At 72.4% G+C, this 26,164-nt stretch carries 22 protein-coding genes; 11 read left to right on the top strand and 11 right to left on the bottom strand.

Annotated features, from left to right (window positions below; genetic code table 11):
• The 3 genes from ACE3QY_RS17765 to ACE3QY_RS17755 all read right to left on the bottom strand — a co-directional run bounded on the left by ACE3QY_RS17765 (position 1) and on the right by ACE3QY_RS17755 (position 5,139).
• The gene (locus ACE3QY_RS17765; RefSeq protein WP_374457381.1) at positions 1 to 459 is read right to left on the bottom strand and encodes an NYN domain-containing protein; all 459 of its coding nucleotides are present in this window, start codon (positions 457 to 459) and stop codon (positions 1 to 3) included.
• Positions 460 to 540: 81 nt separating this feature from the next.
• Positions 541 to 4,515, bottom strand: coding sequence for an ATP-dependent RNA helicase HrpA (gene hrpA / locus ACE3QY_RS17760; RefSeq protein ID WP_374457380.1), 3,975 nt, complete (start codon positions 4,513 to 4,515; stop codon positions 541 to 543).
• Positions 4,516 to 4,665: 150 nt separating this feature from the next.
• Positions 4,666 to 5,139, bottom strand: coding sequence for a hypothetical protein (locus ACE3QY_RS17755; RefSeq protein WP_374457379.1), 474 nt, complete (start codon positions 5,137 to 5,139; stop codon positions 4,666 to 4,668).
• Between the two features lie 165 nt (positions 5,140 to 5,304).
• On the opposite strand from ACE3QY_RS17755, the gene ACE3QY_RS17750 reads away from it, so the two are divergent.
• The 6 genes from ACE3QY_RS17750 (at position 5,305) to ACE3QY_RS17725 (ending at position 10,606) form a co-directional block, all read left to right on the top strand.
• Positions 5,305 to 5,712: a YciI family protein gene (locus ACE3QY_RS17750; protein WP_374457378.1), complete on the top strand. Its 408-nt coding sequence runs from the start codon at positions 5,305 to 5,307 to the stop codon at positions 5,710 to 5,712.
• 7 nt (positions 5,713 to 5,719) lie between these two features.
• The gene (locus tag ACE3QY_RS17745; RefSeq protein WP_374457377.1) at positions 5,720 to 6,892 is read left to right on the top strand and encodes an RNA polymerase sigma factor; all 1,173 of its coding nucleotides are present in this window, start codon (positions 5,720 to 5,722) and stop codon (positions 6,890 to 6,892) included.
• A 49-nt stretch (positions 6,893 to 6,941) separates the two neighbouring features.
• Positions 6,942 to 7,658: a response regulator transcription factor gene (locus tag ACE3QY_RS17740; protein ID WP_374457376.1), complete on the top strand. Its 717-nt coding sequence runs from the start codon at positions 6,942 to 6,944 to the stop codon at positions 7,656 to 7,658.
• Positions 7,655 to 9,067 (top strand): sensor histidine kinase, encoded by a 1,413-nt coding sequence (locus tag ACE3QY_RS17735; RefSeq protein ID WP_374457375.1) that lies wholly within the window; start codon positions 7,655 to 7,657, stop codon positions 9,065 to 9,067. The genes ACE3QY_RS17740 and ACE3QY_RS17735 overlap by 4 nt, the downstream gene beginning before the upstream one ends.
• Positions 9,068 to 9,088: 21 nt before the next feature.
• Positions 9,089 to 9,919 carry an SDR family NAD(P)-dependent oxidoreductase gene (locus ACE3QY_RS17730; RefSeq protein ID WP_374457374.1) on the top strand — a complete coding sequence of 277 codons (831 nt, stop codon included), beginning with the start codon at positions 9,089 to 9,091 and terminating at the stop codon, positions 9,917 to 9,919.
• A gap of 120 nt (positions 9,920 to 10,039) precedes the next feature.
• Complete coding sequence (locus ACE3QY_RS17725; protein WP_374457373.1) at positions 10,040 to 10,606, top strand: DUF402 domain-containing protein; 567 nt, start codon at positions 10,040 to 10,042, stop codon at positions 10,604 to 10,606.
• Here the strand turns inward: ACE3QY_RS17725 and ACE3QY_RS17720 are convergent.
• Entirely contained in the window at positions 10,584 to 12,020 is a 1,437-nt protein-coding gene (locus ACE3QY_RS17720) for a threonine/serine exporter ThrE family protein (RefSeq protein ID WP_374457372.1), read from the bottom strand. The genes ACE3QY_RS17725 and ACE3QY_RS17720 overlap by 23 nt on opposite strands.
• A gap of 77 nt (positions 12,021 to 12,097) precedes the next feature.
• Here ACE3QY_RS17720 and ACE3QY_RS17715 point away from each other — a divergent pair, with 77 nt between their 5' ends.
• Entirely contained in the window at positions 12,098 to 13,231 is a 1,134-nt protein-coding gene (locus tag ACE3QY_RS17715) for a glutamate--cysteine ligase (RefSeq protein WP_374457371.1), read from the top strand.
• A 92-nt stretch (positions 13,232 to 13,323) separates the two neighbouring features.
• Positions 13,324 to 14,724 (top strand): wax ester/triacylglycerol synthase family O-acyltransferase, encoded by a 1,401-nt coding sequence (locus tag ACE3QY_RS17710; protein ID WP_374457370.1) that lies wholly within the window; start codon positions 13,324 to 13,326, stop codon positions 14,722 to 14,724.
• A gap of 143 nt (positions 14,725 to 14,867) precedes the next feature.
• Here the strand turns inward: ACE3QY_RS17710 and ACE3QY_RS17705 are convergent, their stop codons facing one another.
• A complete protein-coding gene (locus ACE3QY_RS17705; protein WP_374457369.1) occupies positions 14,868 to 16,058 on the bottom strand; it encodes a site-specific DNA-methyltransferase in 1,191 nt (396 codons plus the stop codon).
• A gap of 80 nt (positions 16,059 to 16,138) precedes the next feature.
• On the opposite strand from ACE3QY_RS17705, the gene ACE3QY_RS17700 reads away from it, so the two are divergent.
• Positions 16,139 to 17,554 (top strand): phosphodiester glycosidase family protein, encoded by a 1,416-nt coding sequence (locus ACE3QY_RS17700; protein ID WP_374457368.1) that lies wholly within the window; start codon positions 16,139 to 16,141, stop codon positions 17,552 to 17,554.
• Positions 17,555 to 17,576: 22 nt separating this feature from the next.
• Here ACE3QY_RS17700 and ACE3QY_RS17695 read toward each other — a convergent pair whose 3' ends face one another.
• Positions 17,577 to 18,179, bottom strand: a complete 603-nt coding sequence (locus ACE3QY_RS17695) for a hypothetical protein (RefSeq protein WP_374457367.1) — start codon at positions 18,177 to 18,179, stop codon at positions 17,577 to 17,579.
• 100 nt (positions 18,180 to 18,279) lie between these two features.
• On the opposite strand from ACE3QY_RS17695, the gene ACE3QY_RS17690 reads away from it, so the two are divergent.
• Positions 18,280 to 19,302, top strand: a complete 1,023-nt coding sequence (locus ACE3QY_RS17690) for a GTP pyrophosphokinase family protein (RefSeq protein WP_374457366.1) — start codon at positions 18,280 to 18,282, stop codon at positions 19,300 to 19,302.
• Positions 19,303 to 19,338: 36 nt separating this feature from the next.
• On the top strand, positions 19,339 to 20,502 hold the full coding sequence (locus tag ACE3QY_RS17685; protein ID WP_374457365.1) for a calcium:proton antiporter: 1,164 nt from the start codon (positions 19,339 to 19,341) through the stop codon (positions 20,500 to 20,502).
• A 57-nt stretch (positions 20,503 to 20,559) separates the two neighbouring features.
• Here ACE3QY_RS17685 and ACE3QY_RS17680 read toward each other — a convergent pair whose 3' ends face one another.
• From ACE3QY_RS17680 to ACE3QY_RS17660, 5 genes are read right to left on the bottom strand one after another with little or no spacing between them, the layout of a single operon-like run.
• Positions 20,560 to 21,375: an ABC transporter substrate-binding protein gene (locus tag ACE3QY_RS17680; protein ID WP_374457364.1), complete on the bottom strand. Its 816-nt coding sequence runs from the start codon at positions 21,373 to 21,375 to the stop codon at positions 20,560 to 20,562.
• Positions 21,376 to 21,378: 3 nt separating this feature from the next.
• Positions 21,379 to 21,975 (bottom strand): ATP/GTP-binding protein, encoded by a 597-nt coding sequence (locus ACE3QY_RS17675; protein WP_056906137.1) that lies wholly within the window; start codon positions 21,973 to 21,975, stop codon positions 21,379 to 21,381.
• The gene (locus tag ACE3QY_RS17670) at positions 21,956 to 22,324 is read right to left on the bottom strand and encodes a DUF742 domain-containing protein (RefSeq protein ID WP_374457363.1); all 369 of its coding nucleotides are present in this window, start codon (positions 22,322 to 22,324) and stop codon (positions 21,956 to 21,958) included. The genes ACE3QY_RS17675 and ACE3QY_RS17670 overlap by 20 nt, the downstream gene beginning before the upstream one ends.
• 13 nt (positions 22,325 to 22,337) lie before the next feature.
• On the bottom strand, positions 22,338 to 22,775 hold the full coding sequence (locus ACE3QY_RS17665) for a roadblock/LC7 domain-containing protein (RefSeq protein WP_374457362.1): 438 nt from the start codon (positions 22,773 to 22,775) through the stop codon (positions 22,338 to 22,340).
• A complete protein-coding gene (locus tag ACE3QY_RS17660) occupies positions 22,772 to 26,071 on the bottom strand; it encodes an ATP-binding protein (RefSeq protein ID WP_374457361.1) in 3,300 nt (1,099 codons plus the stop codon). Before ACE3QY_RS17660 ends, ACE3QY_RS17665 begins: the two co-directional genes overlap by 4 nt.
• Positions 26,072 to 26,164: the final 93 nt, after the last annotated feature.

The raw sequence follows: 26,164 nt of genomic DNA, 5'->3' as shown, positions 1-26,164 counted from the left end.
TCAGGCGCGGTGCCGCCCGGTCCGGGGGTCGGGGCCGTCGGGCAGGGTGGCGAGGTCGACGAAGTCGCTGCACGCGTCGCGGATGTCGAGCGGCGTCGACGGCGGACCGGCGACCACCACCGCGAGCCCCTGCTCGCGCAGCCGGAGCAGCACCGGCATCGAGGAGGCGACGTCGCCGACGAGCACGACACCGTCGGCGGCGCAGTCGACCGCGAACTCCGGGGCGTCCATGGCCAGGGCCACCAGCGCCGGGTCCTGGGTGCTGCGGGTGCGGAACTGGTGGCGCAGCTGGATCCGGTGGCGGCGCAGCACCGGGAACCAATGGGCGACCGCGGCGGCGGACCAGTCGGCGTACGCACGCACGACGGCGACCTCGCCGAGGTCGCCGAGCACGCGGGACAGCGGCGGCCACGCCTCCGGCGCCACCGTCTCGGCATGGATCAGGACTCCCAGCCGCACCGCTCCCCACCCCCTGTCCCGGTGCGTAGCCTAGGGCCGCCGACGCGCCGGCGGCTCCCAATTTGTGGGTACGTCGCGTCGCTAGCGCGCGGCGCCCATCACCTTCCGGATGCGCTGGTCGCTGACCTTCTCCCGGGTGCCGAGCTGCTGGGCGAACAGCGAGACCCGGTACTCCTCGAGCAGCCATCGGGAGTCACGCAGGTGCTGCGGCAGCGGCTGGCCCTCGGGGAGCGCGGCGACGGCGTGCAGCCACGCCTCCTGCAGGCCGGACAGCTGGTCCATCAGCTGGCGGTCACGGGCCACCTGCCCGTCGAGGCGCTCGCGGCGGTGGGCCACGGCGAGGAGGTAGCGGGACAGGTCGCGCAGCCGCGAGACGCCCGCCTCGCCGATGAAGCCGGGCGCCATCAGCCGCGCCACCTGGGCGCGCATGTCGGTCAGCGCCGGGAGGGTCATCAGGTCGGCGCGCCCGGAGATCGCCTTGTCGGTGGTGCGCCACGCCTCCAGCACGCGCATCACGTCGTGCACCGCGGCACTCGTCCCCGCGGCCACCGCCTCGCGGGCTGCGGCCACCACGACGTCGTACGCCCCCTCGTCGCGCACGGCGGGGCGCGCGTCGACCACCTCGCCCACGATCGCCGCGCGGACGTCCTCGACGAGGTCGCCGACGGAGGGGTACGGCGACCCGACGAGGGCCAGCTTGGCCCGTTGGTCGAGACCCGCGTCGGCGAGCACGTCGTCGACCGAGCGGCCCGGGCCGAGCGCGAGCAGCACGAGCCGGCGCACGCCGAGGCGGTGGTGGGCGGCCGCCTCCTCCGCGGTCGCCAGCACCTGCAGCCCGACGGACGCGCCCTCGTCGACGAGCGCGGGGAAGCCGCGCACCTCGTGGCCGGCGCGGCGCTGCACGAACGACTCGTCGATCGTGCCGAAGGTCCATGCGGTCTGCCCGGTCGCGGTGACGCCGGAGTCGGCGGCGACGTCGGCCATCGCCTGCTCGAAGGTCGGCCGCAGCGGCTCCTTGAGCGCGTCGAGGTCCTTGCCGCGACCGGCCTCGGCGCCCTCCTCGGTCAGCACGCGGTAGGTCGGCTGCAGGTGCGCCGGCACCTTGGACCAGTCCCACGCCTCCCGGTCGATGACCAGGCTGCGGGTGCTGCGGGCGAAGCGTTCGAGCGCGTCGAGCAGCGGCTCCGCGCCCGGTGGCGTGGCGGCTAGGAACTCGCGGGCGGTGTTGGGCGCCGGCACCATCGCGACGCGGAGGTTCTTGGGCAGCGAGCGGATCAGCTCGGTCACCAGCTCCTCGCGCAGTCCGGGCACGAGCCAGGAGAAGTCGTCGGCCTCGATCCGGTTGAGGGTCGCGACCGGCACGTCGATGGTGAGCCCGTCGTCGGCCGAGCCGGGCTCGAAGTGGTAGCTGATCGGGAAGGTCAGCCCGGCCTCGTCGGAGTCGTGCCACTCGGTGGGGAAATCGCGCTCGCGCACCTCGCCGGCGGTGTCGTGGGTGAGCATCGCCGGGTCGAAGGTGAGCAGGTCCGGCCGCTTCTGGCGCGCGCGCTTCCACCACTGGTCGAAGTGCGGGCCACTGACCACGTCGGCACCGACCCGCTGGTCGTAGAACTCGAAGAGGGTCTCCTCGTCCACGACGATGTCGCGGCGGCGGGCGCGGTGCTCGAGCTCCTCGGCCTCCTCGAGGAGCCGGGCGTTCTCGCCCAGGAACCGGTGCCGGGAGTCCCACTCGCGCTGCACCAGCGCGTGCCGGATGAACAGCTCGCGGGCGAGCGGCGGGTCGACCTTGCCGTACTGAACGAGGCGGTCGGCGACCAGCGGGACGCCGTACAGCGTGACGCGCTCGCGCGCCATCACCGCGGCCCGCTTCCGCGACCAGTGCGGCTCGGAGTAGGTGCGCTTGACCAGGTGGGCGCCGAGGCGCTCGGCCCACTCCGGCTTGATCGCGGCGTTCTGGCGGGCCCACAGCCGCGAGGTCTCGACCAGCTCCGCGCTCATCAGGAAGCCGGGGTTGCTGCCCTTGAGCACGCTGCCGGGGAAGATCGCGAAGCGGGCGTTGCGGGCGCCGAGGTACTCCCGCATCGGCCGCCGCTCCCCCGGCTTGCCCTTCTCCCTCTCCTCGAGGGCGCCGATGTGGCTCAGCAGCCCGGACAGCAGCGCCTGGTGGATGCCGTCCTCGTCGTACGCCGCCCCGCCCTCTCCGGCATCGGTGGTTGAGGTGCGAGCGGAGCGAGCCTCGAAACCCCCGCCCTTGCCGAGACCCAGCTTCAGCTCCTTGCACACCTGGCGCAGCTGGGACTCGTAGTCCTGCCACTCCCGGATGCGCATGTAGTTGAGGTGCTCGCGCTTGCACATCCGGCGGAAGGCGCTCGACGACAGCTCCTTCTGCTGCTGCTTGACGTGGCGCCACAGGTTGAGCCAGGTGAGGAAGTCGCTGGACTCGTGCTTGAAGCGCGCGTGCTGCTGGTCGGCCTGCGCCCGCTGCTCCTCCGGTCGCTCGCGCGGGTCCTGGATGGAGAGCGCCGCGGCGATGATCAGCACGTCGCGCAGGCAGCCCAGCCGCTCGGCCTCGAGGATCATCCGGCCCAGCCGCGGGTCGATCGGCAGCCGGGCGAGGCGGCGACCGAGGTTCGTCAGCCGCGGTCCCTTCGCCCGCTGGTCGGCCTGCCGGCCGCCCCTCCGGGACGTCATACGGTCGGGGCGAGCGTCTGCCCCCTCCGTATGACGTTGCGCGGAGTCGTCGGTGGTGAGCGCGCCGAGCTCCTCGAGGAGGTCGGTGCCGGCCTTGACGTTGCGGCGGTCGGGCGGCTCGACGAAGGGGAAGCGGGCGATGTCGCCGAGGCGGAGCGAGGCCATCTGGAGGATCACGCTGGCGAGGTTGGTGCGCAGGATCTCGGGGTCGGTGAACTCCGGGCGCGCCTCGAAGTCCTCTTCGGAGTAGAGCCGGATCGCGATGCCCTCGGAGACGCGGCCGCAGCGGCCGGAGCGCTGGTTGGCCGAGGCCTGGCTGATCGGTTCGATCGGCAGCCGCTGCACCTTGGTCCGCACCGAGTAGCGGCTGATCCGCGCCACGCCCGTGTCGACGACGTACGCGATGCCGGGGACCGTCAGCGAGGTCTCGGCGACGTTGGTGGCCAGCACGACGCGGCGCACCGTGGACGGGTGGCTGGAGAAGACCTTGTGCTGGTCGGCGGCGCTGAGGCGGGAGTAGAGCGGGACGATCTCGAGCCGGTCTGACCTGAGGCTGTCGAAGGCGTCGGCGGTGTCGCGGATCTCCCGCTCGCCGGGCAGGAAGACCAGCACGTCGCCGGGTCCCTCGGTGGAGAGCTCCTTCACCGCGTCGAGGATGGCCTCGGTCTGGTCGCGCATCACCAGCTCCCCCTCGTCGTCCCGCTCTGCTTCTTCGGTTCCTGAGGAGGCGAGGGACGAGCCGTCTCGAAGGGCGAGCAGGGGGCGGTAGCGGACCTCGACGGGGTACGTACGTCCCGACACCTCGACCACTGGCGCGTCGAAGTGCGCGGCGAAGCGGTCGACGTCGATCGTGGCGCTGGTGATGACCACCTTGAGGTCGGGGCGGCGCGGCAGGAGGCGCTTGAGGTAGCCCAGCAGGAAGTCGATGTTGAGGCTGCGCTCGTGGGCCTCGTCGATGATGATCGTGTCGTACCTGCGCAGGTCGCGGTCGCGCTGGAGCTCGGCGAGCAGGATGCCGTCGGTCATCAGCTTGACCCGGCTGGCCTTCGACGTGCGGTCGGTGAAGCGGACCTGGTAGCCGACGACGTCACCGAGCTCGGTGCCGAGCTCCTCGGCGATGCGCTCGGCCACGGACCGGGCGGCGATACGGCGCGGCTGGGTGTGGCCGATCAGCTTGCCGCCACCGGCCGAGCCCTGGCCACGCCCGAGCTCGAGGCAGATCTTCGGCAGCTGGGTGGTCTTGCCCGAGCCGGTCTCGCCGGCCACGATCACGACCTGGTGGTCACGGATCGCCGCGGCGATGTCGTCGCGGCGCGCGGAGACCGGGAGCTCGGGCGGGTAGGAGATCTTCACAACGGGCGCCATTCTCGCCCACCGCGGCAACCGGATTAGCACCTGCCGCACCCGATGAACTTCCACCCGAGCGCGTGGAAGTCCATCGCCCGGATCGCCCGCCCACGCTCAGCCCCCGATGAACTTCCACCCAGGTGCGTGGAAATCCATCGGGCGGGACGCTCAGGAGCTGGAGCCGCTGTCCTCGTCCTCGGGCGGGGTGGTGGGCTGCAGCTGACCCGGTACGCCGCGGGGGCCGCCGAACATCGGGCCCCGGTCGTCGTCGTCGAAGCCGTCGCGTCCCATCGGCCCGCGGCGCTCCACCCAGCCGCCGCGGTCGTGGTCGTCGGTCGCCGCGTGGAAGACCGCGGTCCCGACGCCGCCGACGATGATGCCGGCCAGGGCGGAGGCGATCAGGGCGCCGAGGCTGAACGTGCGGTCGCCGCGCTGCTGGCTGCGCCACCTGCGGAACCGGCCCCACCCGGGTCCGGCCGCCGCGGCGGGGGGTGCCGCGGCGACCGGAGCGGCCGCGCCCGGAGCCCCGGCCTCGGGAGCCGGGGCGGCGGGAGCGGGGGTCGAGGGAGCTGCGGGGCCGTCGGACGGGTCCTGCGGGCGTACCGGCTGGGTCTCGTCGCCGGGCTTCTCGTTCTCGCTCATGGCAGGAGCGTGCGCCCGTGACCTGTGCGGGACCTGTGAGCGAGCCGTGAGATCGGGTCCGAGAAATCCGACGGAGATCGCCGGCCCGATGTCGAGGAGCCGCTGCTGGCTCCGTCCCCGGGGTGGACGCGGCCAGAATGGGCCGCACCTGACAAGGAGAACGAGATGCCCAAGTACCTGCTCCTCAAGCACTACCGCGGCGCTCCCACCGCCGTGAACGACGTGCCGATGGACCAGTGGACGCCCGACGAGATCGACGCCCACATGAAGTTCATGGACGACTTCGGCAAGCGGATGGAGGCCAGCGGGGAGTACGTCGACGCCCAGGCGCTCGCCCCCGACGGCGCCTGGGTGCGGGCGGACGACGCCGGCACCTCCCCGGTCACCGACGGCCCGTTCGCGGAGACGAAGGACCTCATCGCCGGCTGGTACGTCATCGACGTCGACGGCTGGGACCGCGCGGTCGAGCTCGCCACCGAGCTGTCGATGGCGCCCGGCAAGGACGGCAGGCCGATCCACGAGTGGCTCGAGGTGCGCCCGTTCTACGGTTCGCCGACCAGCACGCAGGACTGAACGCCCGGTGACCGTCCTGGACGCCGCGACCCTCCGGCCGCTCGTGCCGGCGGTGATCGGAGTCCTCGTCCGCCGCGGAGCCGACTTCGCGGCGGCCGAGGACGCCGTCCAGGAGGCGTTGGTCGACGCGTGGCGCACGTTCGGCGAGGACGGCTCAGCGGCGCCGCGCGACCTCAAGGGCTGGCTGGTCACCGTCGCGTGGCGGCGCTTCCTCGACGTCGTACGCTCCGACGCCGCGCGGCAGCGCCGTGAAGTGGTCGTCGACGCGGAGCCCGTGAGGGGACCCGCGGAGAACGCCGACGACACGCTGCGGATCTTCTTCCTGTGCGCCCATCCGGCCCTCACCCCGACCTCGGCGGTCGCCCTCACCCTGCGAGCGGTCGGCGGGCTCACCACGCGCCAGGTCGCCGACGCCTACCTCGTGCCCGAGGCGACGATGGCGCAACGGATCAGCCGGGCCAAGCGCACCATCGCCGCCCGGTCACTCGACCGACCGGGCGACCTCACCACCGTGCGTCGCGTGCTCTACCTCGTCTTCAACGAGGGCTACACGGGCGACGTCGACCTGGCCGCGGAGGCGATCCGGCTGACCCGTGAGCTCGCCGCTCTCGCGCGTGACCCGGAGACCGACGGCCTGCTCGCGCTGATGCTGCTGCACCACGCGCGTCGGCCCGCGCGCACCCGCGCCGACGGTTCCCTCGTCCCACTCGCCGAGCAGGACCGCGGGCTCTGGGACACCGCGCTCGTCGCGGAGGGCGTGGCCGTCCTCCAGGCCGCGCTCGCGCAGGATCGTCGCGGTGAGTTCCAGCTCCAGGCGGCGATCGCCGCGCTCCACGCCGACGCGCGGACCGCGGAGGAGACCGACTGGGTGCAGGTCGTGCAGTGGTACGACGAGCTGCTGGAGGTCACCGGCAGCCCCGTCGTCCGGCTGAACCGTGCCGTCGCGGTCGGCGAGGCCGACGGCGCCCGTGCCGGGCTCGCCGCGCTCGCCGAGGTCGATCCAGCACTCCCGCGCCACCGCGCCGCATCGGCGTACCTCCACGAGAAGGACGGCGACCTCGCGACCGCGGCGCGGCTCTACGCCGAGGCCGCCGCGCTCGCCACCAGCCAGCCCGAGCGGACGCACCTGACCAAGCAGGCGGCCCGTCTCAACAGTCCACCCAGGAAGGTGGTCGAGTAGACAGCCGACGCACAGGAAACCCACAGCAAACCTCGGCAGGATGCTGCCCATGCAGCAGCTCACCCGCCCTGACGGCTCCCCCGTGCGCGTCCTCGTCGTCGACGACGAGGTCAACATCGCCGAGCTCCTCGCGATGGCCCTGCGCTACGAGGGCTGGGACCTGCAGATGGCGCACACCGGCAGCGACGCCGTCGCCGCGGCCCGCGACTTCCGCCCCGACGCCGTGGTGCTCGACATCATGCTGCCGGACTTCGACGGCCTCGAGGTGCTGCGCCGGATGCGCGCCGACGGCAGCGACGTACCCGTGCTGTTCCTCACCGCCAAGGACGCCGTCGAGGACCGGATCGCCGGGCTGACCGCCGGCGGCGACGACTACGTCACCAAGCCGTTCTCGCTGGAGGAGGTGGTCGCGCGGCTGCGGGGCCTGATCCGCCGCGGTGGCACGGCAGCCCTCGCCGAGGCCGGCAACGTGCTCGTGGTCGGCGACCTGACGCTCGACGAGGACAGCCACGAGGTGCACCGCGGCGGCGCCGAGATCAGCCTCACCGCGACCGAGTTCGAGCTGCTGCGCTTCCTGATGCGCAACCCGCGGCGGGTGCTGAGCAAGGCACAGATCCTCGACCGGGTCTGGCAGTACGACTTCGGCGGCCAGGCCAACGTGGTCGAGCTCTACATCTCCTACCTCCGCAAGAAGGTCGACGCCGGCCGCGAGCCGATGATCCACACCATGCGTGGGGCGGGCTACGTGCTGAAGCCGGCCACATGAGGCGGCGCCTCGCCTCGCTCACCTCGAGGCTCGTCCTCACCGCCGTCGCGCTCGTGGTGGCCGTGTCGCTCCTGATCGGCGTCGCGGCGACGATCGCCATGCACAACCGGCTCACCGACCAGGTCGACGCCCAGCTCGACGAGGTGACCCGGCAGCTGCCGTTCCTCGTCAACTCGCTCGACGGGCCCGACCGTGGTCCGGGGCCACGCACCCGGCCGGGCACGGTGATCGCCGCCTTCGCCTCGGACGGCTCGTTCGACGACTTCGCCTACAAGGTCAACGTGGGTGCCGACGACAACCAGGCGCTCAGCACGAGCGCCCGCACCGCGCTCGAGGACGTCCCCGCCGACGGCCGGGTGCACGACGTCCACGTCCCCGGGCTCGGCGACTACCGCGTCCGGGCGACCGAGGCCACCAACGGCGTGGCCGTGGCGGGCCTCCCGACGGAGGAGGTCGACGAGGCCGTGCAGTCCCTCATCGGCTACGAGGCCGCGCTGATCCTCCTCGGCGCCGCGCTCGCCGCGGCCGGCGGGCTGCTGCTCGTACGCCGCCAGCTCGCGCCGCTCCGCGAGGTCGCGGCCACCGCCCACCGGGTCGCCGAGCTGCCGCTGGCCTCCGGCGAGATCGAGATGGCCGAGCGCGTGCCCGAGCGGCTCACCGACGAGCGCACCGAGGTCGGCCAGGTCGGCTCGGCGCTGAACTCGATGCTCGACCACGTCGAGGACTCGCTGGCCCAGCGGCACCGCAGCGAGCTCCAGGTGCGGCAGTTCGTGGCCGACGCGTCGCACGAGCTGCGTACGCCGCTCGCCACCATCGCCGGCTACACCGAGCTCGCCCGCCGCCGGCCCGAGACCAGCGGCACCGCGCTCGACAAGGTCGAGACCGAGTCGGCGCGGATGACCGGCCTCGTGGAGGACCTGCTGCTGCTGGCCCGCCTCGACGCCGGGCGGCCGCTGGAGCGGAGGACCGTCGACCTCTCCCGGCTGCTGCTCGAGGCGGTCGACGACGCCCGGGTCGTCGACCGTGAGCGGTCCTGGCGACTGGCGCTGCCCGACGAGCCGCTCGTGGTGACCGGCGACGAGGCGCGCCTGCACCAGCTGGTGAGCAACCTGCTGACCAACGCCCGCAAGCACACCCCCGCCGGCAGCACGGTGACCGTGACCGGCAGCGCCGAGGGCTTCACCGTCCACGACGACGGCCCCGGCTTCTCGGCCGAGCTGGCCCCACGCGCGTTCGAGCGGTTCACCCGGGGCGACGCGGCGCGCACGCGCGGCGGCGCCGGCCTCGGCCTGTCGCTGGTCGAGGCGATCGTCGGCGCGCACGGCGGCTCGGTCGCCCTCGCGAGCAGCCCCGGCGACACCACGATCACCGTCCGGCTGCCCCGTCCGCAGCCCTCGCCCCGGACGTAAACGAGAGTTACAGTTGCGCCCATGAGCCTGACCACACTCACCGACCGCGTCGTCGTCATCACCGGCGCCGGCAGCGGCATCGGCCGCGCGCTGTCGCTCCGCGCCGCTCGGCACGGGGCGCTTCTCGCGCTCTCCGACTGGGACGCCGAGGGCCTCGCCGAGACCGTACGACAGGTGGAGGCCGTCGGGGCGAAGGTGCGCCACGACGTCGTCGACGTCTCCGACCGGTCCGCCGTGCGCGACTGGGCCGCCGGCGTCACCGAGGAGCTCGGGCGGGTCAACCTCGTGGTCAACAACGCCGGCGTGACCGCCACCGGCGACTTCGCCGACCTGACCTACGACGACCTGGAGTGGATCGTCGGCATCAACTTCTGGGGCGTGGTCCACGGCTCGAAGGAGTTCCTCCCCCACCTCATCGCCTCCGGTGACGGCGCGCTGGTCAACGTCTCGTCGCTCTTCGGGCTCGTGTCGGTGCCCGGCCAGTCGGCGTACAACGCCACGAAGTACGCCGTCCGCGGGCTCACCGAGGCGATCCGCGAGGAGATGCTGGTCGGCGGCCACCCGGTCACCGTCACGTGCGTGCACCCCGGCGGCATCCGCACCGGCATCAGCCGCAACGGCCGCAAGGCCGCCGGGCTCGACGGCTCGGCCATCGACGCGCTCTTCGAGAAGAAGCTCGCGAAGATGTCGCCGGACCGCGCGGCCGGGATCATCCTCGACGGCGCGCTGTCCGGGAAGGCCCGGGTCCTCGTCGGCCTCGACGCCCACGTGGTCCACCACTTCGCCAAGCTCGCCGGCTCGCGCTACCAGGACGTCGTCGCCCGGGTCACCTCACGCATGCCCCTCCGCTGACCGGGCACTTCCTTCCCGTCCCGGGTGCCGACCGGGCACTTCCTCCCCGTGTTGCGCGAGGAAGTGCCCGGTCGATCGTGCTGACGGGGATGAAGTGCCCGGTCACCTAAGGTCGGGGTCGTGAGCACGCACCCCTCGGGAACACGCATCCGCTGCGAGATGACGAAGTGGGGCGACCGCCCGCACTGGCAGTTCGACGGGATCTACCTCGGGGCGGACGAGCACGGGGAGTGGCTCGGGTTCCCGCAGGGGACGCACAACCACCGGCCGGGGTTCGAGTTCCACTCGCAGGTCGACGCGGTCACCCTCGTGCCGGCCGGAGGGTGGTACGCCGCCACCTTCCACGCGCCCGGCATCTGGTGCGCGATCTACGTCGACGTGACGACCCCCGCGGCCTGGGACGGCGACGTGCTGCGTGCGGTGGACCTCGACCTCGACGTCATCAAGATGTCCGACGAGCACCTCTCCGACCCCCTCGAGTGGATGGCCGGCCCCGGCGAGACCTTCGTCGACGACGAGGACGAGTTCGAGGAGCACCGGGTCGACTTCAACTACCCCGAGGGCGTGGTCACCGCGGCGCAGGCCAGCTGCGACGAGCTCAAGCGGGCCGTGCGCGCCGGCGAGGCGCCGTACGACGGCACGCACGAGCGCTGGCTCGCCGAGCTCAGTCGACTCGCTCTTTCCTGAGCGCGCGCCGCTCGGCCCGCGTCATCGCCCGGAACGGCCCGACCAGGCGAGGTCCGGCGAGCCGGCTCTCCAGCTTGCGGGCCTCGCGCTTGAGCGGCTGGGCGACGTACTCGCCCAGGATCACGCCGGAGGCCAGCGCGATCGCGACCGAGATCGCGGTCATCAGCGCGAGGATGCCCTGCGAGACGAGGTAGCCGCCGTTGGCGAGGTAGGTCAGGCCGCGGTAGATCGAGAGGCCGGGCAGGAACGGCACGATCGCCGGGACCGCGACGACGAGCGGGGGCACGTGCACCCGGCCCGCGACCGAGTAGGCGACCAGGCCGATGAAGAACGCCGCGGCCGCCGCACCCATCGTGCGGTCGAAGCCGCCGAGCTCGACCGCCTGCGAGATGAGCGCCGCCACCGCGGTGATCACCGCGACCGGCAGCACCGCCCGGCGCGGGGCGTAGCACGCGACCGAGAAGGCGGCCGCCGAGACGGCCGCACCGGCCAGCAGCGCAGCGGCGGCGAGCGGCGAGGACCCGTCGAGGCGACCGAGCTGGCCCGGCACGAGCTGGCCCAGCGGCATGCCGAGCCCGTCGGCGAGCGAGATGCCCACCGCCACGCCCGCGATGATGCCGGCGGTGGCCATCATCGCCTCGATCAGGCGGGCCCCTGAGGTGAGGTAGAAGCCGGTCAGGGCGTCCTGCACGGCGCCCATCAGGCCGATCCCGGCGAGCAGCATGATGATGTTGGCCGTCACGACCAGTGACTCGTCGACCTCGATCGGGGTGGCCGCGACGCCTGCGGCGAGCAGCGTGGCGATGACCCCGCCCGCGACCTGGAGGTAGAAGAACGGCAGCCGGCGGCGGGCCATGACCAGCTGCACCCGGTCGATGATCACCGCCGCGAGGGCGGCGACGGCCGACACCACGAGCCCGCCGCCGAGGAACACGCCGACGCCCGCGGCCATCACGGCCCAGGCGACGGTGACGGCCCAGCGCGGGAGGACGTGGCCGAGCGAGACGATCGTGGCCATCCGCGAGCGGGCGAGGTAGAGGTCCGCCTGGTCGGTCAGCACGTCGCGGACGAGGTGGTCGACGGCGGTGAGGTCCTCGTAGTCGATGTCGCGCTGCCGGACGTGCCGCAGCATCAGCATCGGTACGTCGTCGGGGGTGCGCTGGTAGGTCATCGACAGCGCCGTGAACGTCACGTCGATCTCGGCCTGCCGGAGCCCGAGGTGGTCGGCCACCGACCGCATCGTCGCGGTGACGTCGGCCGCACCGGCGCCCGACGACAGGAGCATCTCGCCGATGCGCAGGCAGAGGTCCATCGTCAGGTGGACCTCGCGCGCCCGCTGCGCCTCCTCCTGGGCCTCCTCCTCGGCCACCCGGACCTCCTCGGCGGCTCGATCCGGCTGCTCGATCTCGTCCACGCGGACATGGTGGCACCCCGGGCGGTCGGCCCGGCAGGGTGGTCCGCGGGGCCCGGGTCGTCCCTAGAGTTGGGGTCATGCGCATCGACTTCCACGCCTCCCCCGAGCCCACGCTCGGCGTCGAGTGGGAGCTCGCGCTCGTCGACCCGCACACCCGTGACCTGGTCAACCGGGCCTCCGACCTCGCCGACCGGGCGGCCCAGCGGCTCGACCGGCCCGAGCGGCTGCACAAGGAGCTGCTCCGCAACACCGTCGAGGTCGTCTCCGGGATCTGCCACACCGTCGGCGAGGCGGTCGACGACCTCACCGGCACCCTCGGCGTGGTGATGGAGGCCGCCGACGAGCTCGGCGTCGACCTGATGGGCGCCGGCGCGCACCCGTTCGCTGACTGGTCGCACCAGCAGCTCACCGAGGGCCACCGCTACGAGGAGCTGATCAACCGCACGCAGTGGTGGGGCCGGCAGATGCTGATCTGGGGCGTCCACGTCCACGTCGGGATGCCCGAGCGCGACCGCGTGATGCCGGTGCTGTCGGGGCTGCTGACGACGTACCCGCACCTGCTCGCCCTCTCCGCCAGCTCGCCGTACTGGGCGGGCACCGACACCGGGTACGCCTCCAACCGGGCGCTGATGTTCCAGCAGCTGCCGACCGCCGGGCTGCCGTTCGCCTTCGACACGTGGGAGGCGTTCGAGCGCTGCATCGCCGACCAGACCACGACCGGGATCATCGAGTCGATGGCCGACGTGCGGTGGGACCTGCGGCCTGCGCCCCACCTCGGCACGCTCGAGCACCGGGTCTGCGACGGCGTGTCCGACGTGCGCGAGCTCGCCGCCGTGACCGCGCTCGTGCACTGCCTCGTCGTCGACCTCGACGCACGGCTCGTCGCCGGTGAGCAGCTGCCGACGATGCCGCCGTGGCAGGTGCAGGAGAACAAGTGGCGCGCCGCGCGCTACGGGCTCGACGCCATCGTCATCCTCGACGACCGCAACCGCGAGCGGCTGGTCACCGACGACCTCGACGACCTGCTGGAGCGGCTCACGCCTGTCGCCCGCAGGCTCGGCTGCGAGGACGAGCTGCGCTCCGTCTCCGAGATCCCCGAGCGGGGTGCCTCCTGCGACCGGCAGCGGCGGGTGGCCGCCGCCCACCACGGCGACCTCGTGGCCGTGGTCGACTCCATCGTGGCGGAGCTGCGGGACTCGCTGGGCCGCTGACCGCCGCTGACCGCTGCGCCGTCGCGGCGTGGTGGGGTTGTGGCCGTCGTCACCGGGCGGGAGGATCAGCCCACTGCTCACGAGGAGGGCGCGTGGTCAACCCGATCGATCCGACAGCAACGGGGTTCCTGCTCGCGGAGAACCGCAACATGCCGATGCACGTCGGGGGCCTCCAGCTCTTCGAGAAGCCCGAGGGCGCGGGGCGTGGCTACGTCCGCGAGATGTACGAGCAGATGCGCGACGTCGACGAGATCGCGCCGCTCTTCCTCAAGCACCCCCACCGCTCGGCGCGTACGGCGGGGCAGCTGGTGTGGCAGCCCGACGAGCAGTTCGACATCGAGCACCACGTCCGCCACAGCGCGCTGCCCAAGCCCGGCCGCGTCCGCGAGCTCCTCGAGCTGTGCTCGCGGCTGCACAGCACCCGGCTGGCGTGGGAGCGCCCGCTGTGGGAGGCCCACGTCATCGAGGGCCTGCGTGACGGCCGGGTGGCGATGTACACCAAGACCCACCACGCGCTCGTCGACGGCGTCTCGGCCATGCGGCTGCTCGCAAGCGTGCTGTCGACCGATCCCGACGAGCGCAACATGCCCGCCCCGTGGGGCAAGCGCCCGCGCAAGCCCCAGGAGCCGGAGCCGAGCGACGGCGGCGCCTCGCTCTCCGACGTCTCCGCGACCACGGTGCGTACGGCGCTCGCGCTGGCGTCGGAGGCAGCCGGGATGCCCGGCGCGCTGATCCGCACCCTCAACAAGAGCGTGCGCAACGAGACCTCCGCGCTGTCGCTCTACGCCCCCCGCACGATGCTCAACCAGAACATCACCGGCTCGCGCCGCTTCGCCGCGCAGGACTGGCCGGTCGAGCGGCTGCGGGCGGTCGGCAAGTCCACCGGGACGACGATCAACGACGTGGTGCTGGCGATGGTCAGCGGCGCGATGCGCACCTACCTCGCGGAGATGGACGCGCTGCCCGAGACGACGCTGATCTCGATGGTGCCGGTCGGCCTGAACGCCAAGCAGTCCCAGCTCGCCTCGGCCGACGGCGGCAACGCGGTCGGCTCGGTGATGGTCCAGCTCGGCACCCACCTGCCCGACCCGGCCGACCGCCTCGACGCCATCCACCGCTCGATGAAGGACGGCAAGGAGAGCCTCTCGGCCATGACGCCCGCCCAGATCCTGGCGATGAGCGCGCTCGGCCAGGCGCCGGCGATCCTCGGACCGCTCTTCCGGATGCAGGGCATCGTGCGACCGCCGTACAACCTCATCGTCAGCAACGTCCCCGGCCCCCGCACCACCCACTACTGGAACGGCGCGAAGCTGGTCGGCACCTACCCCCTGTCGATCCCGATCAACGGCATGGCGCTCAACATCACCTGCACGTCCTACGACGGCAAGATGTGCTTCGGCCTCACCGGCTGCCGCCGCACCGTCCCCCACCTCCAGGTCCTCCTCCAGTACCTCGACGACGAGCTGAACGCCCTCGAGAAGGCCGCGGGTTGAATGGCGCTCGCTCCGCTCGCGCGTGCTCGTCGCCCCGGAGAACGTCGTCTTCCCTCCTCGCTCCCAAGCTGTCTCGCTGCGCTCGTCGCGCTTGCTCGCTCGTCAGTCCAGACGACGTGGGGCGACGAGCGCGTGGGTTGAGGTCACAGGACCTCTAGTCCTCCGCCCAGCTGGTCGGCGACGGCGCGGAGGCGGGCGTGGGTGATGTCGGCGACGGTGGGGAGGCCGGCGAGACGGGCGTTGGAGCCCTCGCGGGTGGGCTCGGTGGAGTTGATGCTGATGCAGCGGCGGGTGCCGCCGTCGGCGAGGTTGGCGAGAGCGACCGCGTGGCCGGTGGTGCCGCTGCCGGCGAACGGGTCGAGGACCACGACGTCGTCGGGGAGCGTGGCGAGGATGCGGCGGACCAGGCCGGTGGGCTTGGGGGACTCGAAGACGTGGCCGACGAGGGCCTTGAGCTCGGCGACCGCGGTGTCGGTGGACCCGATCTCCTCCGACAGCCAGATCGTCCGCAGCTTCTTGCGGCGTCCGCCGTCGCGGTGCAGCCAGTCGCGCTGGAAGATGTCGGCGCGCTCGCCGCTGCGACCCCGGATCACCCGGCACTCGAGGTCGTCGGGGCGCTCGTCCACGCGCGGCCGGGACCAGCGCCAGACGGCGGGCCGCCCGTCGCCGAAGACCGGGGTGAGCGCCTGGCTGCCGGGGAACTCGGCGGTCGCGACCCGCCCGCTGACGGGGTCGCCGTACAGCGGGAAGTGCAGCGTCGGCGCGGTCAACGGGTTGAACTTCTTGTTCGTGTTGCGCAGCGGCAGGTAGCGGAAGCGCCGCCCGTCGTCGGTGCTGAGCGGGAAGTCCGACTCGTCGACCGACTCGGTGGTGCTCGCGTCGACCGCGCACACCGCGAGGTCGCGGGCGTACGCCAGGACGTACTCGTGGCTGGTGGCGAAGCCGCGTCCGAGCTGGCGGCCCTTCGGGTTGAGGTTGACCACGACCTGGGCGAGGAAGTTGGCCTCGCCGAAGACCTGGTCCATCAGCAAGCGCAGGTGCGCGGCCTCGTTGTCGTCGATGGAGACGAAGACGGCGCCGTGCGGCGCCAGCACCTCCCGCACCGCCTCGAGCCGGGGCCGCATCATCGCCGTCCACGCCGCGTGCCGGCGGGCGTATGGATCGGCGTGGGAGCCGTCGCGGAAGCGGTCGGCGTAGGCGAAGTCGTTGCCGGTGTTGTACGGCGGGTCGGTGTAGACCACGTCCACCGAGCCGGGTGCGAGGCGGGGCAGCACGTCGAGGTTGTCGCCGGCGTGGAAGGTGTTCCACGTGGGGGCGTCGGGCTCGTCGGGCACGACCGGCAGCCTAGGCGGTGCCTCGACCCGCTGATCCCAATATTCCCACCAGTCCCAGTGCGTCCTTTACTGTGGAGCGCGTGCCTGCCAACGCCTTTCACTCCCCGTCCGCCAAGCTGACCCGCAGCCGGCTCCTCACCACGGCCACCGTCGGCGTGCTGATCGCCGGCCTGGGCGTCGGTCCGTCGGTCGCCGACGACGGCGGCTCGCAGGGCGCGGACCGCGTGCAGAAGGCGACCGCGTCGGCCGCCAAGGACGGCTACCGCGGCCGCAACCAGACCTCCGACGGCAAGCCGGGCATCGTCGTCGGACCGGAGGTGAACCTGCGCGGCAAGGCCCAGGTGAAGAACGACGTGAGCTACGAGATCGCGCCCGGCGTCACGCTGCGCGAGTGGGACCAGGTGGACGGCCGCCAGCCCGTCGGGCAGGTGCGGATGAACCTGGTCACCGTCAACCTCGACGCCCCCAACATCACCTTCGAGGAGCTCTCCCCCACCTACGTCACCAGCCGCAAGAAGGTCAGCCAGTTCGGCTCCTGGAACGGCGCGCTGACCGCGGTCAACGGCGACTTCTTCGACATCGGCCAGACCGACTCCCCGCTCGGCGTGACGATCAACCGCGACCGCGGCATCCTCGGCGGCTCCCGCGACGGCTGGATCCCCGGCGTGAACTCGACCCTGTGGTTCGACGACGCCGGCCCGCACGTGAGCCCGCTGAGCCTGCAGTACACGATCCGCCAGCGGAAGGCGTGGAAGGTCAGCGGCATCAACCACCCCGCGATCCCGGCCGGCGAGATCGGCGTCTTCACCTCCGACTGGCACCGCACCGAGGGCTACAAGGTCACCTCGGGCAAGAAGCGCGCCCGCGAGGTGATCGTCCGCAAGAACCGGGTCATCTCCAACCGGCCGAAGCTCTCCAGCGGCAAGAAGATCGGCAAGAAGGACCGCGTCCTGATCGGCACGGGCAGTGCCGCCGGCAAGCTCAAGACCCTCAGGAAGGGCAAGAAGATCACGCTGTCGAAGCGGATCGAGGGCGGCAGCCCGAAGTTCGCCATCAGCGGTGACCGGCCCCTGCTGGTCAACGGCGTGCGGACCGTCATCAACAACACCATCGCCCACCCGCGCACGGCGGTCGGCATCGACGCCGACGGCCGCAAGCTCCTCATCCTGGTCGTCGACGGGCGCTCGGCCGTGAGCCGCGGCTACACCATGGTCGAGCTCGCCGACATGATGACCGCCCTCGGCGCGGAGAACGCGATCAACTTCGACGGCGGCGGCTCCTCGGCGATGTACACCCGCACCGGCACCGGCGCGATGGGCATCGCGAACGAGCCCTCCGACGGCAACGAGCGCCTCGTGGCCAACGCCTTCGGCGTCGTCTACCACGCCGAGCTGCCGCCGGTGGTGCCGATCCTGCCGCCGACCCCCACGCCGACGACGCCTCCGCCGACAACCCCGACGCCGACGGTCCCGCCGACCACCGCGGCGACGCCCTGACGGACGCCGCCCGGCGGGTGGCTCAGGCGTTGGGCGCGGCGAACACCACGACGTAGGTCATCGGGGCCAGGCACTGCTTGTTGGTCTTCGGGATCTTCGCGACGACCTGGAAGCCCGCCTCGCCGGCCTCGATCGCGACGGAGCGCGGGCCCTCGCAGCCGATGGCCACCGTGGCGGCGTACGGCGTCGAGTCCGGCGCCTGCTGCGCCTGCTCGGTCGCGGTCTGGGAGACGACGTCGCCGAAGCCGCGGTCGAACTGGGACGCGAAGTCGGCCTTGGCCTGGTCGGTGTCGAGCGCGAACGCCATCTCGGAGACCGACCCGCCGGCCTCGGTGCCGCTGACGACGACCGCCTCGGTCACGCCGGCCGAGCCGGTCGCGGTGAGGGACTCCCCCGACGCGGAGCCGCTCTCGGGCTCCGGCGACTCGGTGGGGGTCTCCGTCGGGGTCTCGGTGGGCGCGTCGGGCGACGTGCTCGACGACGCAGCCGGGTCGGAGGCGGTGTCGTCGCCACCGTCGTCACCGCTGCAGGCCGTGAGCGTGGTGGCCAGGACCAGCCCGGTGACGAGCGCGGCCAGGGACCTGGTCTGGGTGCGTGCGCCCGGGAGACGCGGTGAGGTCTTCATGGTGATCCGACGATAGCCAACCCCGGACGGCTCCCCGGGCAGGCGCGGCTCGCGGCGGTCCGGGTGGCCGTCGCCGTCCGCGCACTGGCAGGCTGGCGGCATGACCCAGCAGGAGCGCGTGCCGGAGCCGGTGCCGGAGCCGGTGCAGGAGCCGGTCAGGGAGGCCGTGCGCGAGTACGCCGCCCGCCAGCCGCAGCTCACCGCCGCCACCGCCGGCTACGTCGAGCTGATCCGCACCCTGCTCGACGACGCCGGCATCGACTACCTCAGCGTCACCGGCCGCACGAAGAGCGTCGCGTCGTTCTCCGCGAAGGCCAACCGCACCGAGGGGGACCACCCGCTCTACCCGGACCCGCTGGAGCAGATCACCGACCAGATCGGTGTCCGGGTGATCACCTACGTCCACAGCGACGTCGCCGCGGTGGCCGAGCTGCTCGCCGAGGAGCTCACCCTCCTCGACGACCGCGACCTCGGCGAGGAGACGGCCCGCTCGGGCCGCTTCGGCTACGCCAGCCGCCACCTGCTCGTCCGGGTCCACGACGACGGCCAGCACGACGACCTCGCCGCCCACCGCGCCAGCGTCCAGGTCCGCACCGTGCTGCAGCACGCGTGGGCGGAGTTCGAGCACGACATCCGCTACAAGGGCAACGTCCCCGAGGACGCCGCCGCCGACCTCGACCGGCGCTTCACGCTCGCGGCCGGGCTGATCGAGCTGGCCGACCGCGAGTTCGCGACGATCCGCGAGCGCATCCAGGCAGCGGCGCCCGGCAGCCAGACCGAGGTCGACGCGGACCAGATCGTCGGGCAGGAGCTCGCCACCTTCCTCGCCGGCCACTACAGCGACGCCGGCTGGTCGCACACCGACCACTACGACTGGATCGCCGACCTCCTCGCCCAGCTCGGCATCGACACCATCGACGACCTCGACGACCTGCTCACCTCCGTCGACGCCGACGCGGTGATCCGGCGGATGGGCTACCGCTACCCCGCCGGTGCCGTACGCCGCCTCGACGACGCGCTGCTGGCCATCTTCGGCGAGCAGTACGTCACCCTCGAGGGCAACAGCCACCGCGTGCCCAAGCTCCGCGCCCGGCTGGAGAAGCTGACCACGCCGGAGAACTGAGAGGCCCCCTCAGGTTCGCCCCCTAGGGTCGTACCCATGAGCCGCCCTTCCTGGACGACTGTCACTCCGATCCTCGCAGGCGTGGCGCTCGTGCCTGCGTGGTTCGCCCACCCCGATGGCGCTCTCGTGCTGAGCCTCCTCGCGGTCCTGCTGGTCGCCGCCGTGCTCGCCGCGGTCCACCACGCCGAGGTCGTCGCGCACCGGGTCGGCGAGCCCTACGGCTCGCTGGTGCTCGCGGTCGCGGTGACGATCATCGAGGTCGGGCTGATCGTCACGCTCATGGTGACCACCGACAAGGACACCGCGGGCCTGGCCCGCGACACCGTCTTCGCGGCGGCGATGATCACCGTCAACGGCATCGTCGGCATCTCGCTGCTGGTCGGCGCGCTCAAGCACCACCTCGCGGTCTTCAACCCCGAGGGCACCGGCTCCGCGCTGGCGACGGTCATCGCGCTGGCGGTGGTCTGCCTGGTCCTGCCCTCGGTCACCACCTCGCAGCCCGGCCCGGAGTTCACCGGCGCCCAGCTGGCGTTCGCGGCCATCGCCTCGCTGGCGCTCTACGGCATGTTCGTCTTCACCCAGACGATCCGGCACCGCGACTTCTTCCTGCCGGTGACCTCCGCGCAGCACTCGCCCCTTGTCTCGGACGGGCCGGTCGCCGGCGCCGGTACGCCGAGCCACGGCGGCGGCTTCGAGCACGCGCCGGTCGACCTCGACGAGGACGGCCATGCCGACCCGCCGACCGACCGGGCGGCGCTCACGAGCCTCGGCCTGCTCGCGCTGTCGCTGGTCGCCGTCGTCGGGCTGGCCAAGGTCGAGTCGCCCGCGATCGAGTCCGGCGTGGAGGCCCTCGGCTTCCCGCACGCCGTGGTCGGCGTGGTGATCGCGCTGCTGGTCCTCGCGCCCGAGACCATCGCCGCGGTGCGGGCCGCCGCCCGCAACCGCGTGCAGGTGAGCCTCAACCTCGCCCTCGGCTCGGCCATGGCCTCGATCGGCCTCACCATCCCCGCGATCGCCGTCGCGTCCATCTGGCTCGACGGTCCGCTCGAGCTCGGCCTCAACCAGCTCCAGACCGTGCTGCTGGTCCTCACGGCCGCGGTCGCCATCCTCACCGTCGTACCCGGCCGGGCGAAGCCGCTCCAGGGTGGCGTCCACCTCGTGCTGCTGGCGGCCTTCCTGTTCCTGACCGTCGCGCCCTAGCCCCGAGACGCACCGCGGCCCGGCAGGAGTCCTGCCGGGCCGCGCGAGCGAGTGGGATCAGCCGAAGTACTTGGCGTAGATCTCGTCGTAGGTGCCGTCCTCGCGGAGGTCGGCGAGGACGCCGTTGATCTCGCGGAGGAGCGGGATGTTGCCGTCCTTCTTCACCGCCATGCCGTACTGCTCACCGGTGTCGAACTCCTTGGCGAGCTTGAGCCGCGGGTTGTCGGAGACGAACTGGCCCGACACGGTGTTGTCGAGCATCGCGGCGTCGAGCTCGTCAGCCGCCAGCGCGGCCTGCAGGCCGGCGGCGTCGTCGAAGGTGACCACGTCGGTGGAGTCAGGGGCGAAGTCGCTCAGGTAGGTCTCGCCGGTGGTGTCCTTCTGGACGCCGACCCGCTGGCCCGCGAGCTCGTCGATGGTGTCGAGGCCGGACCCGCGCGGCGTGATGAGCGCCTGCTTGGCGTCGAAGTACGGGCTGGAGAAGTCGAGCACACGCGCCCGCTCGCCGGTGATGGTCATCGCCGAGATCGCCACGTCGCAGACGTCGGCGTTCAGCGAGTCGCCCGACGTGATGTCGTCGAAGGAGGAGTCGATCACGTCGAGGTCCACCTTCAACGCGTCGGCCACCTCGCGCACCAGGTCGATGTCGAAGCCGGTCGGCTTGCCCTTCTCCTCGTACTCGAACGGAGCGTAGGGCGTGTCGGTGCACACCGTCAGGGCGCCGTCGAAGACGAGGTCGACGTCGCTGAGGGCGTCGCCCGACTCGCCGCTGGCGGAGCCACCACAGGCGCTCAGCGCGGCCATCAGGGCCACGGAGGACAGGGCAGCCGCAGCGGTGCGGGCAGGGCTGAGCCGGCGGATCGAGCGGGTCATGGGTCAGTTCGCATTCACGGTGAGCGACTCACGAAGTCGCATGAGGGCGTATTCGGTGATCTTGACGAGGGCACCCTTGGCCTGCTCGCGGTCGCGAGCGTCCAGGCTGATGATCGGCACGTCGGCGGGCAGGGCCAGCGCGGCGGCGATCTCCTCGGCGGGGTAGCGCGGCACGCCGTCGAACTCGTTGACCGCGACGATGAACGGGATCCCCTTGGACTCGAAGTAGTCCAGCGGCGAGAACGACTCGTCGAGGCGGGCGACGTCGACCAGCACGATGGCGCCGATGGCGCCGCGGCACAGGTCGTCCCACATGAACCAGAAGCGGCGCTGGCCCGGCGTGCCGAAGAGGTAGAGGACCAGGTCCTCCGCCAGGGTCAGGCGACCGAAGTCCATGGCGACCGTGGTGGTGGCCTTGGTGGGCACGGCGGCGAGGTCGTCGACACCCTCGGACTCGTTGGTGACGAGTGCCTCGGTGCGCAGCGGGTCGATCTCGGAGACGGCGCCGACGAGCGTCGACTTGCCGACACCGAAGCCGCCGGCGATGACGATCTTCGTCGACGCAGCCGCTCGCTGTGCCTTAGTAGTTTCGAAGTCCACGGAGGGTCCTTTCGATGAGCTCGAGACGCTCATCTGTCGACGTCTTCTCGGTGATGGTTGCCTGGATACGGATGAGACCCTGCTCGATCAGGTCACCCAGCAGCACCCGGGTCACGCCGATCGGCATCTTGGTCAGTGCCGACACCTCGGCAACGGAACGTCTGTCACAGACCTCGAGAACCTGCGCAGCAGAAGGGGTGAGGACGGGCGCCTCTGCACCAGCCTGGAGGCGCAGCGTGGCCTCCATGGGCAGGTCGACAGCAGCTGCTGTGCGACCAGCGGTGATGGTGTACGACCGGATGAGGCGGGGCCGGTAGGCCTCTTCCTCCGGCTCGATGGGCGGCGTCACGGCGCTGGTCCGGTCAGCCGCCCGTACCGACGCGGGCCTGGGCCTCGACGGTACGTCCCACGCGGTCGACCAGCAGGGCCATCTCGTAGCCCACCTGGCCGATGTCGGCCTCCTCGGTGGTGAGCACGGTGAGGTTCGACCCGTCACCGACGCTCATCAGCATCAGGAAGCCCATCTCCATCTCGACGATGGTCTGCATCACCGAGCCGCCCTCGAAGAGGCGGGCGGCGCCGACCGCGAGGCTGGCCAGACCGGAGGAGACGGCCGCTACCTGCTCGGCGCGCTCACCCGGGATGCTGGTGCTCGAGGCCATCAGCAGGCCGTCGGCGGAGACGAGGATGGCGTGTGCAGCGTCGGGGACCTCCTCGACGAAGCGCGACATCACCCAGTCGAGGTCACGGTCGTCACCAGCGTGCGTGCTGGGGGCGGCTGCGGAGGATTCGTACGTCATGCGGGGCCTGCTTCCGTGTGCTGGGGGGAACTTTGGGCTGCTCGTCGGCCGCGGGACACTCCCGCGGTGTGTGCCTGGAGCCGGCGACGGATGGCCTCAGGGTCACGCGTCTTGGCTGCCGTGGGCGGGGTAACGCTACCGGGAACGAGGCGCTCTCCGGGGGCACGTCGCGGGAGTCCGGTGGGCGTGGACTGGGCGACCGGCGCCTCCTCGGCCACGTGCTCGGCGATCTCCCAGCCGCGGTCCACCTCGGTCTGGTGCCACTCGCCCTCGCCCGCGCTGGCGAGCCAGCCCGAGCGCATCGACTTGAAGATCGGCGAGTCACCGCCGGCGCGCGCCGGCTCGGCTCCGCGGGTGGGCAGGCCGTTGAGGCTGGGCAGCTCGGCGGCCGGCTCGTCGACGAACGGGTCCTGGACCGGGAAGGCCTCGGCGAGGGAGACCGGGGCGGGCTGCTCGGCCGGGGCCGCTGCGACGGGCTCCTCGACGACGGGGTCCTCGACCGGGAACGCCTCGGCTGCGGGCTCGGCGACCGGCTCGGCCACGGGCTCCTCGGCCACGGGCTCCTCGGCCACGGCCTCCTCGGCCACGGGCTCCTCGACGTGCTGGGCGACGGGCTCCTCGACGGGCGCCTCGGGCTCGACCTGCCGGGCGGGCGTGCCCAGGCCCAGCGGGTCGTCGGCGTCGACCTCGACGTCGTCGGAGCGGTCGGCCTCGGCGACAGGCGCCTCGGACTCCGGCTCGACCTGGGCGGCCGGCTCCTCGACGGGTGCGGCCGGCTCCTCGGTGCGCGACGCACCGAACGTGTCAGCGGGCAGCGGGTCGCTCAGCGGGTCGCTCAGCGGGTCGCGGCGGGGCTCGGGTGCGACCTCCGCGGCACGGGCCTCCTCCTCGGCCTGCGCACGCTGACGGGAGGCGAGGGCGGTGATCGGGACGACGGGCGCGACCTTCTCGGCGGCCGGGGGCTCGACCGGGGCCTGCGGGGCCTCGGTGGTCTCCTCGACCGCGGTCTCGGCTGCCGGGGTCTCGACCGGCTCGGTGGACGCGGGTGCGGCCGCCTCGGCCGGTGCGGCCGGGGTCTCCGAGCGCTTGCCGAAGAGCGGGCCCGTGGCGCCGGAGGTCTCCGGCGGCAGGAACGCGTCGGCACCCGTGCGGGGCATGTTGGCGCCCGGCTCGCGGCGCGGCAGCAGGCTCTCCAGCGAGGGACGGTCCGGGGTGGGCTCCGTCTCGGTGGTGGCCTCGGACGCGGTCACGGCGGGCAGCGGCTCGAGCTCGGCCTCCTTCTTGGCCTCGCGTCGGGCCGCCTTCGCCTCGGCCTGGGCAGCCTTCTCGGCAGCCTTGGCCTCGGCCTTCTCCGCCCGCGAGAGCTTGCGCGAGTCGCGCTTGGCGTCGGCGGCGATGTCGAGGCTCTCGGTCGCCACGACCGGGGTGGCCTCGACCGCGGGGGCAGCCGCGGCCACCGGAGCGGCCGGCGCGGTCTGCGGCAGCTCGGGCAGGACGGCCGGGGGCAGGACGACCGTGGCCGTCATGCCGCCACCGGGGTTGCGGGCGAGCGTGGCGACGATGCCGTGGCGCTCGGCCAGGCGGGAGACCACGAACAGGCCCATCCGGCGAGCGGTGTCGGGCGTGGCCTCGGCACCGTGCTGGAGGTCGCGGTTGAGCTGCTCGAGCTCGGCCGGCGGCACACCGAGGCCGGAGTCGGTGATCGTGATCGTCACGCCGTCGGCGCCGAGCTTGGCGGCCAGGCGGACCGGCTCGGCGGGCGGGGAGTAGGTCAGCGCGTTGTCGACCAGCTCGGTGAGCAGGTGGACCACGTCGGCCGCGGCCTCGTCGCCGATGCGGGTGCCGAGGTGGGAGAGGATCTGCACGCGCTGGTAGTCCTGCACGCCCGAGGTCGCGGCCTGCAGCGCCTCGCCGACGGTGAGGCTGAACTGGCCGGCGTTGCGGTTCGGGGCGTCGGCCAGGATCAGCAGCGAGTCAGCCGTGCGGCGCATGCGCGAGGCCAGGTGGTCCAGGCGGAACAGCGACTCGAGGCGCTTGGGGTCCTCTTCGTCGTGCTCGAGGCGCTCGATCTGGGCCAGCTGCTGGTTGACCAGCGAGTTGGAGCGGCGCGAGAGCGTCACGAACATCGCGTTGACGGTCTGGCGGAGCTGGGCCTCGCCGGAGGCGAGGTGGATGGCCTGGCGGTGGAGGTCGTCGACCGCACGGGCGACCTGACCGATCTCCTCGTTGGTGGTGACGTCGATCGTCTTGATCGGCTCGGGCTCCTGGCCCGCGCGGATCCGGGCGACCGCGTCGGGCAGGCGGTGGCGGGCGACCGCGAGCGCACCCTCGCGCACCCGGTTGATCGGGTCGAGGAGGCTGCGGGCGATGGCGAAGGCGATGAAGATCGCGGCGCCGAGGGCGAGCAGCGTCAGGAGCGCACCGACGAGCGCGTTGCGGCGAGCGTCGGACGCCGCCTCGTTGAGCGACTTGGTGACACCGCTGATGAGGGTCTGGGTGATCTCGTCGTAGGGGACGTAGGCGTCGCGGCCGTCGAGGGTGGTCGCGTTGTCGTCGCGGATCTGTCCGGCGTGGCGGGTGTTCGCCGTACGGAGGGCGGCGGTCTGCTCCTCGGCACCCTCCACCGAACCGGCGAGACGGTCGATGGCGGCCGCCTCCACGCCGATCTCCGAGAAGAGCTCCTGCGAGCTGGACTGGGCGAGCGCGGTGGCCACGAAGCCCTGCTGCATCGCGAGGGAGAGGCGACCGCTCATCGCCTGCGACAGCTGCTCCAGGCGCGGCTCGGGCGTCTCCTGCGCGGCGTTCACGCTGGTGATCAGCTGCGAGACGCTGGACTCGAGCTGGCGGACCAGGGCGATCCACGTGGCGGGACCGAGGTTCTCCGCGCCCTCGCCGCGCATCGCCTGGCTGAGGTCGAGCAGCGCGTTGACGTGGGCGGACTGGAGGTCGTTGAGGTTGGCGCCGTCGCGGGCCTCGATCAGGGTCTCGGCGCTGGTGGTGATGTCGTCGATCGCGTCGATCAGGTCGCCCTGGCTGGCGGCGCTGTCGGACTGCGCGGCCACCATGGCGGCCTCGGACGCGGTCAGGTAGTCGACGGCGGGCTGGATGATCGTGACCTGGTCGGCGCTGCTGCCGGCGTTGCGCGAGTCAGCGAGGTCGTTCTGCACCCGAAGGCCACCGAGGGTGGCGGCGAGCAGCAGCGGGATCGCCAGCGCGAGCGCGATCTTGCGGCTCAGCGGCCAACCGGCGACCGAGAGCCCCGCCTCCCGGCGGGACTGGGCTGCATCCTGAGTCATGTGTGCCTCGCGATAGGTGAGCGATACGACGAAACGTGTCCCCGGTGGACCGGAGCAGACTCAACCTAAAGAGTCGTTCGACATTCCGTGGCG

This window comes from Nocardioides sp. (genome assembly GCF_041913365.1).
In the GTDB taxonomy this organism is placed as follows: domain Bacteria; phylum Actinomycetota; class Actinomycetes; order Propionibacteriales; family Nocardioidaceae; genus Nocardioides.
Note: the sequence above shows the minus strand (reverse complement) of the source record. Positions and strands in the feature narration are given on the sequence as shown.

Excerpts from the sequence above, each read along its gene's own strand:
- hrpA (WP_374457380.1), bottom strand. The coding sequence starts at position 4,515 with ATGGCGCCCGTTGTGAAGATCTCCTACCCGCCCGAGCTCCCGGTCTCC.
- ACE3QY_RS17755 (WP_374457379.1), bottom strand. The coding sequence starts at position 5,139 with ATGAGCGAGAACGAGAAGCCCGGCGACGAGACCCAGCCGGTACGCCCG.
- ACE3QY_RS17750 (WP_374457378.1), top strand. The coding sequence starts at position 5,305 with ATGCCCAAGTACCTGCTCCTCAAGCACTACCGCGGCGCTCCCACCGCC.
- ACE3QY_RS17740 (WP_374457376.1), top strand. The coding sequence starts at position 6,942 with ATGCAGCAGCTCACCCGCCCTGACGGCTCCCCCGTGCGCGTCCTCGTC.
- ACE3QY_RS17735 (WP_374457375.1), top strand. The coding sequence starts at position 7,655 with ATGAGGCGGCGCCTCGCCTCGCTCACCTCGAGGCTCGTCCTCACCGCC.
- ACE3QY_RS17730 (WP_374457374.1), top strand. The coding sequence starts at position 9,089 with ATGAGCCTGACCACACTCACCGACCGCGTCGTCGTCATCACCGGCGCC.
- ACE3QY_RS17715 (WP_374457371.1), top strand. The coding sequence starts at position 12,098 with ATGCGCATCGACTTCCACGCCTCCCCCGAGCCCACGCTCGGCGTCGAG.
- ACE3QY_RS17695 (WP_374457367.1), bottom strand. The coding sequence starts at position 18,179 with ATGAAGACCTCACCGCGTCTCCCGGGCGCACGCACCCAGACCAGGTCC.
- ACE3QY_RS17690 (WP_374457366.1), top strand. The coding sequence starts at position 18,280 with ATGACCCAGCAGGAGCGCGTGCCGGAGCCGGTGCCGGAGCCGGTGCAG.
- ACE3QY_RS17685 (WP_374457365.1), top strand. The coding sequence starts at position 19,339 with ATGAGCCGCCCTTCCTGGACGACTGTCACTCCGATCCTCGCAGGCGTG.
- ACE3QY_RS17680 (WP_374457364.1), bottom strand. The coding sequence starts at position 21,375 with ATGACCCGCTCGATCCGCCGGCTCAGCCCTGCCCGCACCGCTGCGGCT.
- ACE3QY_RS17665 (WP_374457362.1), bottom strand. The coding sequence starts at position 22,775 with ATGACGTACGAATCCTCCGCAGCCGCCCCCAGCACGCACGCTGGTGAC.
- ACE3QY_RS17660 (WP_374457361.1), bottom strand. The coding sequence starts at position 26,071 with ATGACTCAGGATGCAGCCCAGTCCCGCCGGGAGGCGGGGCTCTCGGTC.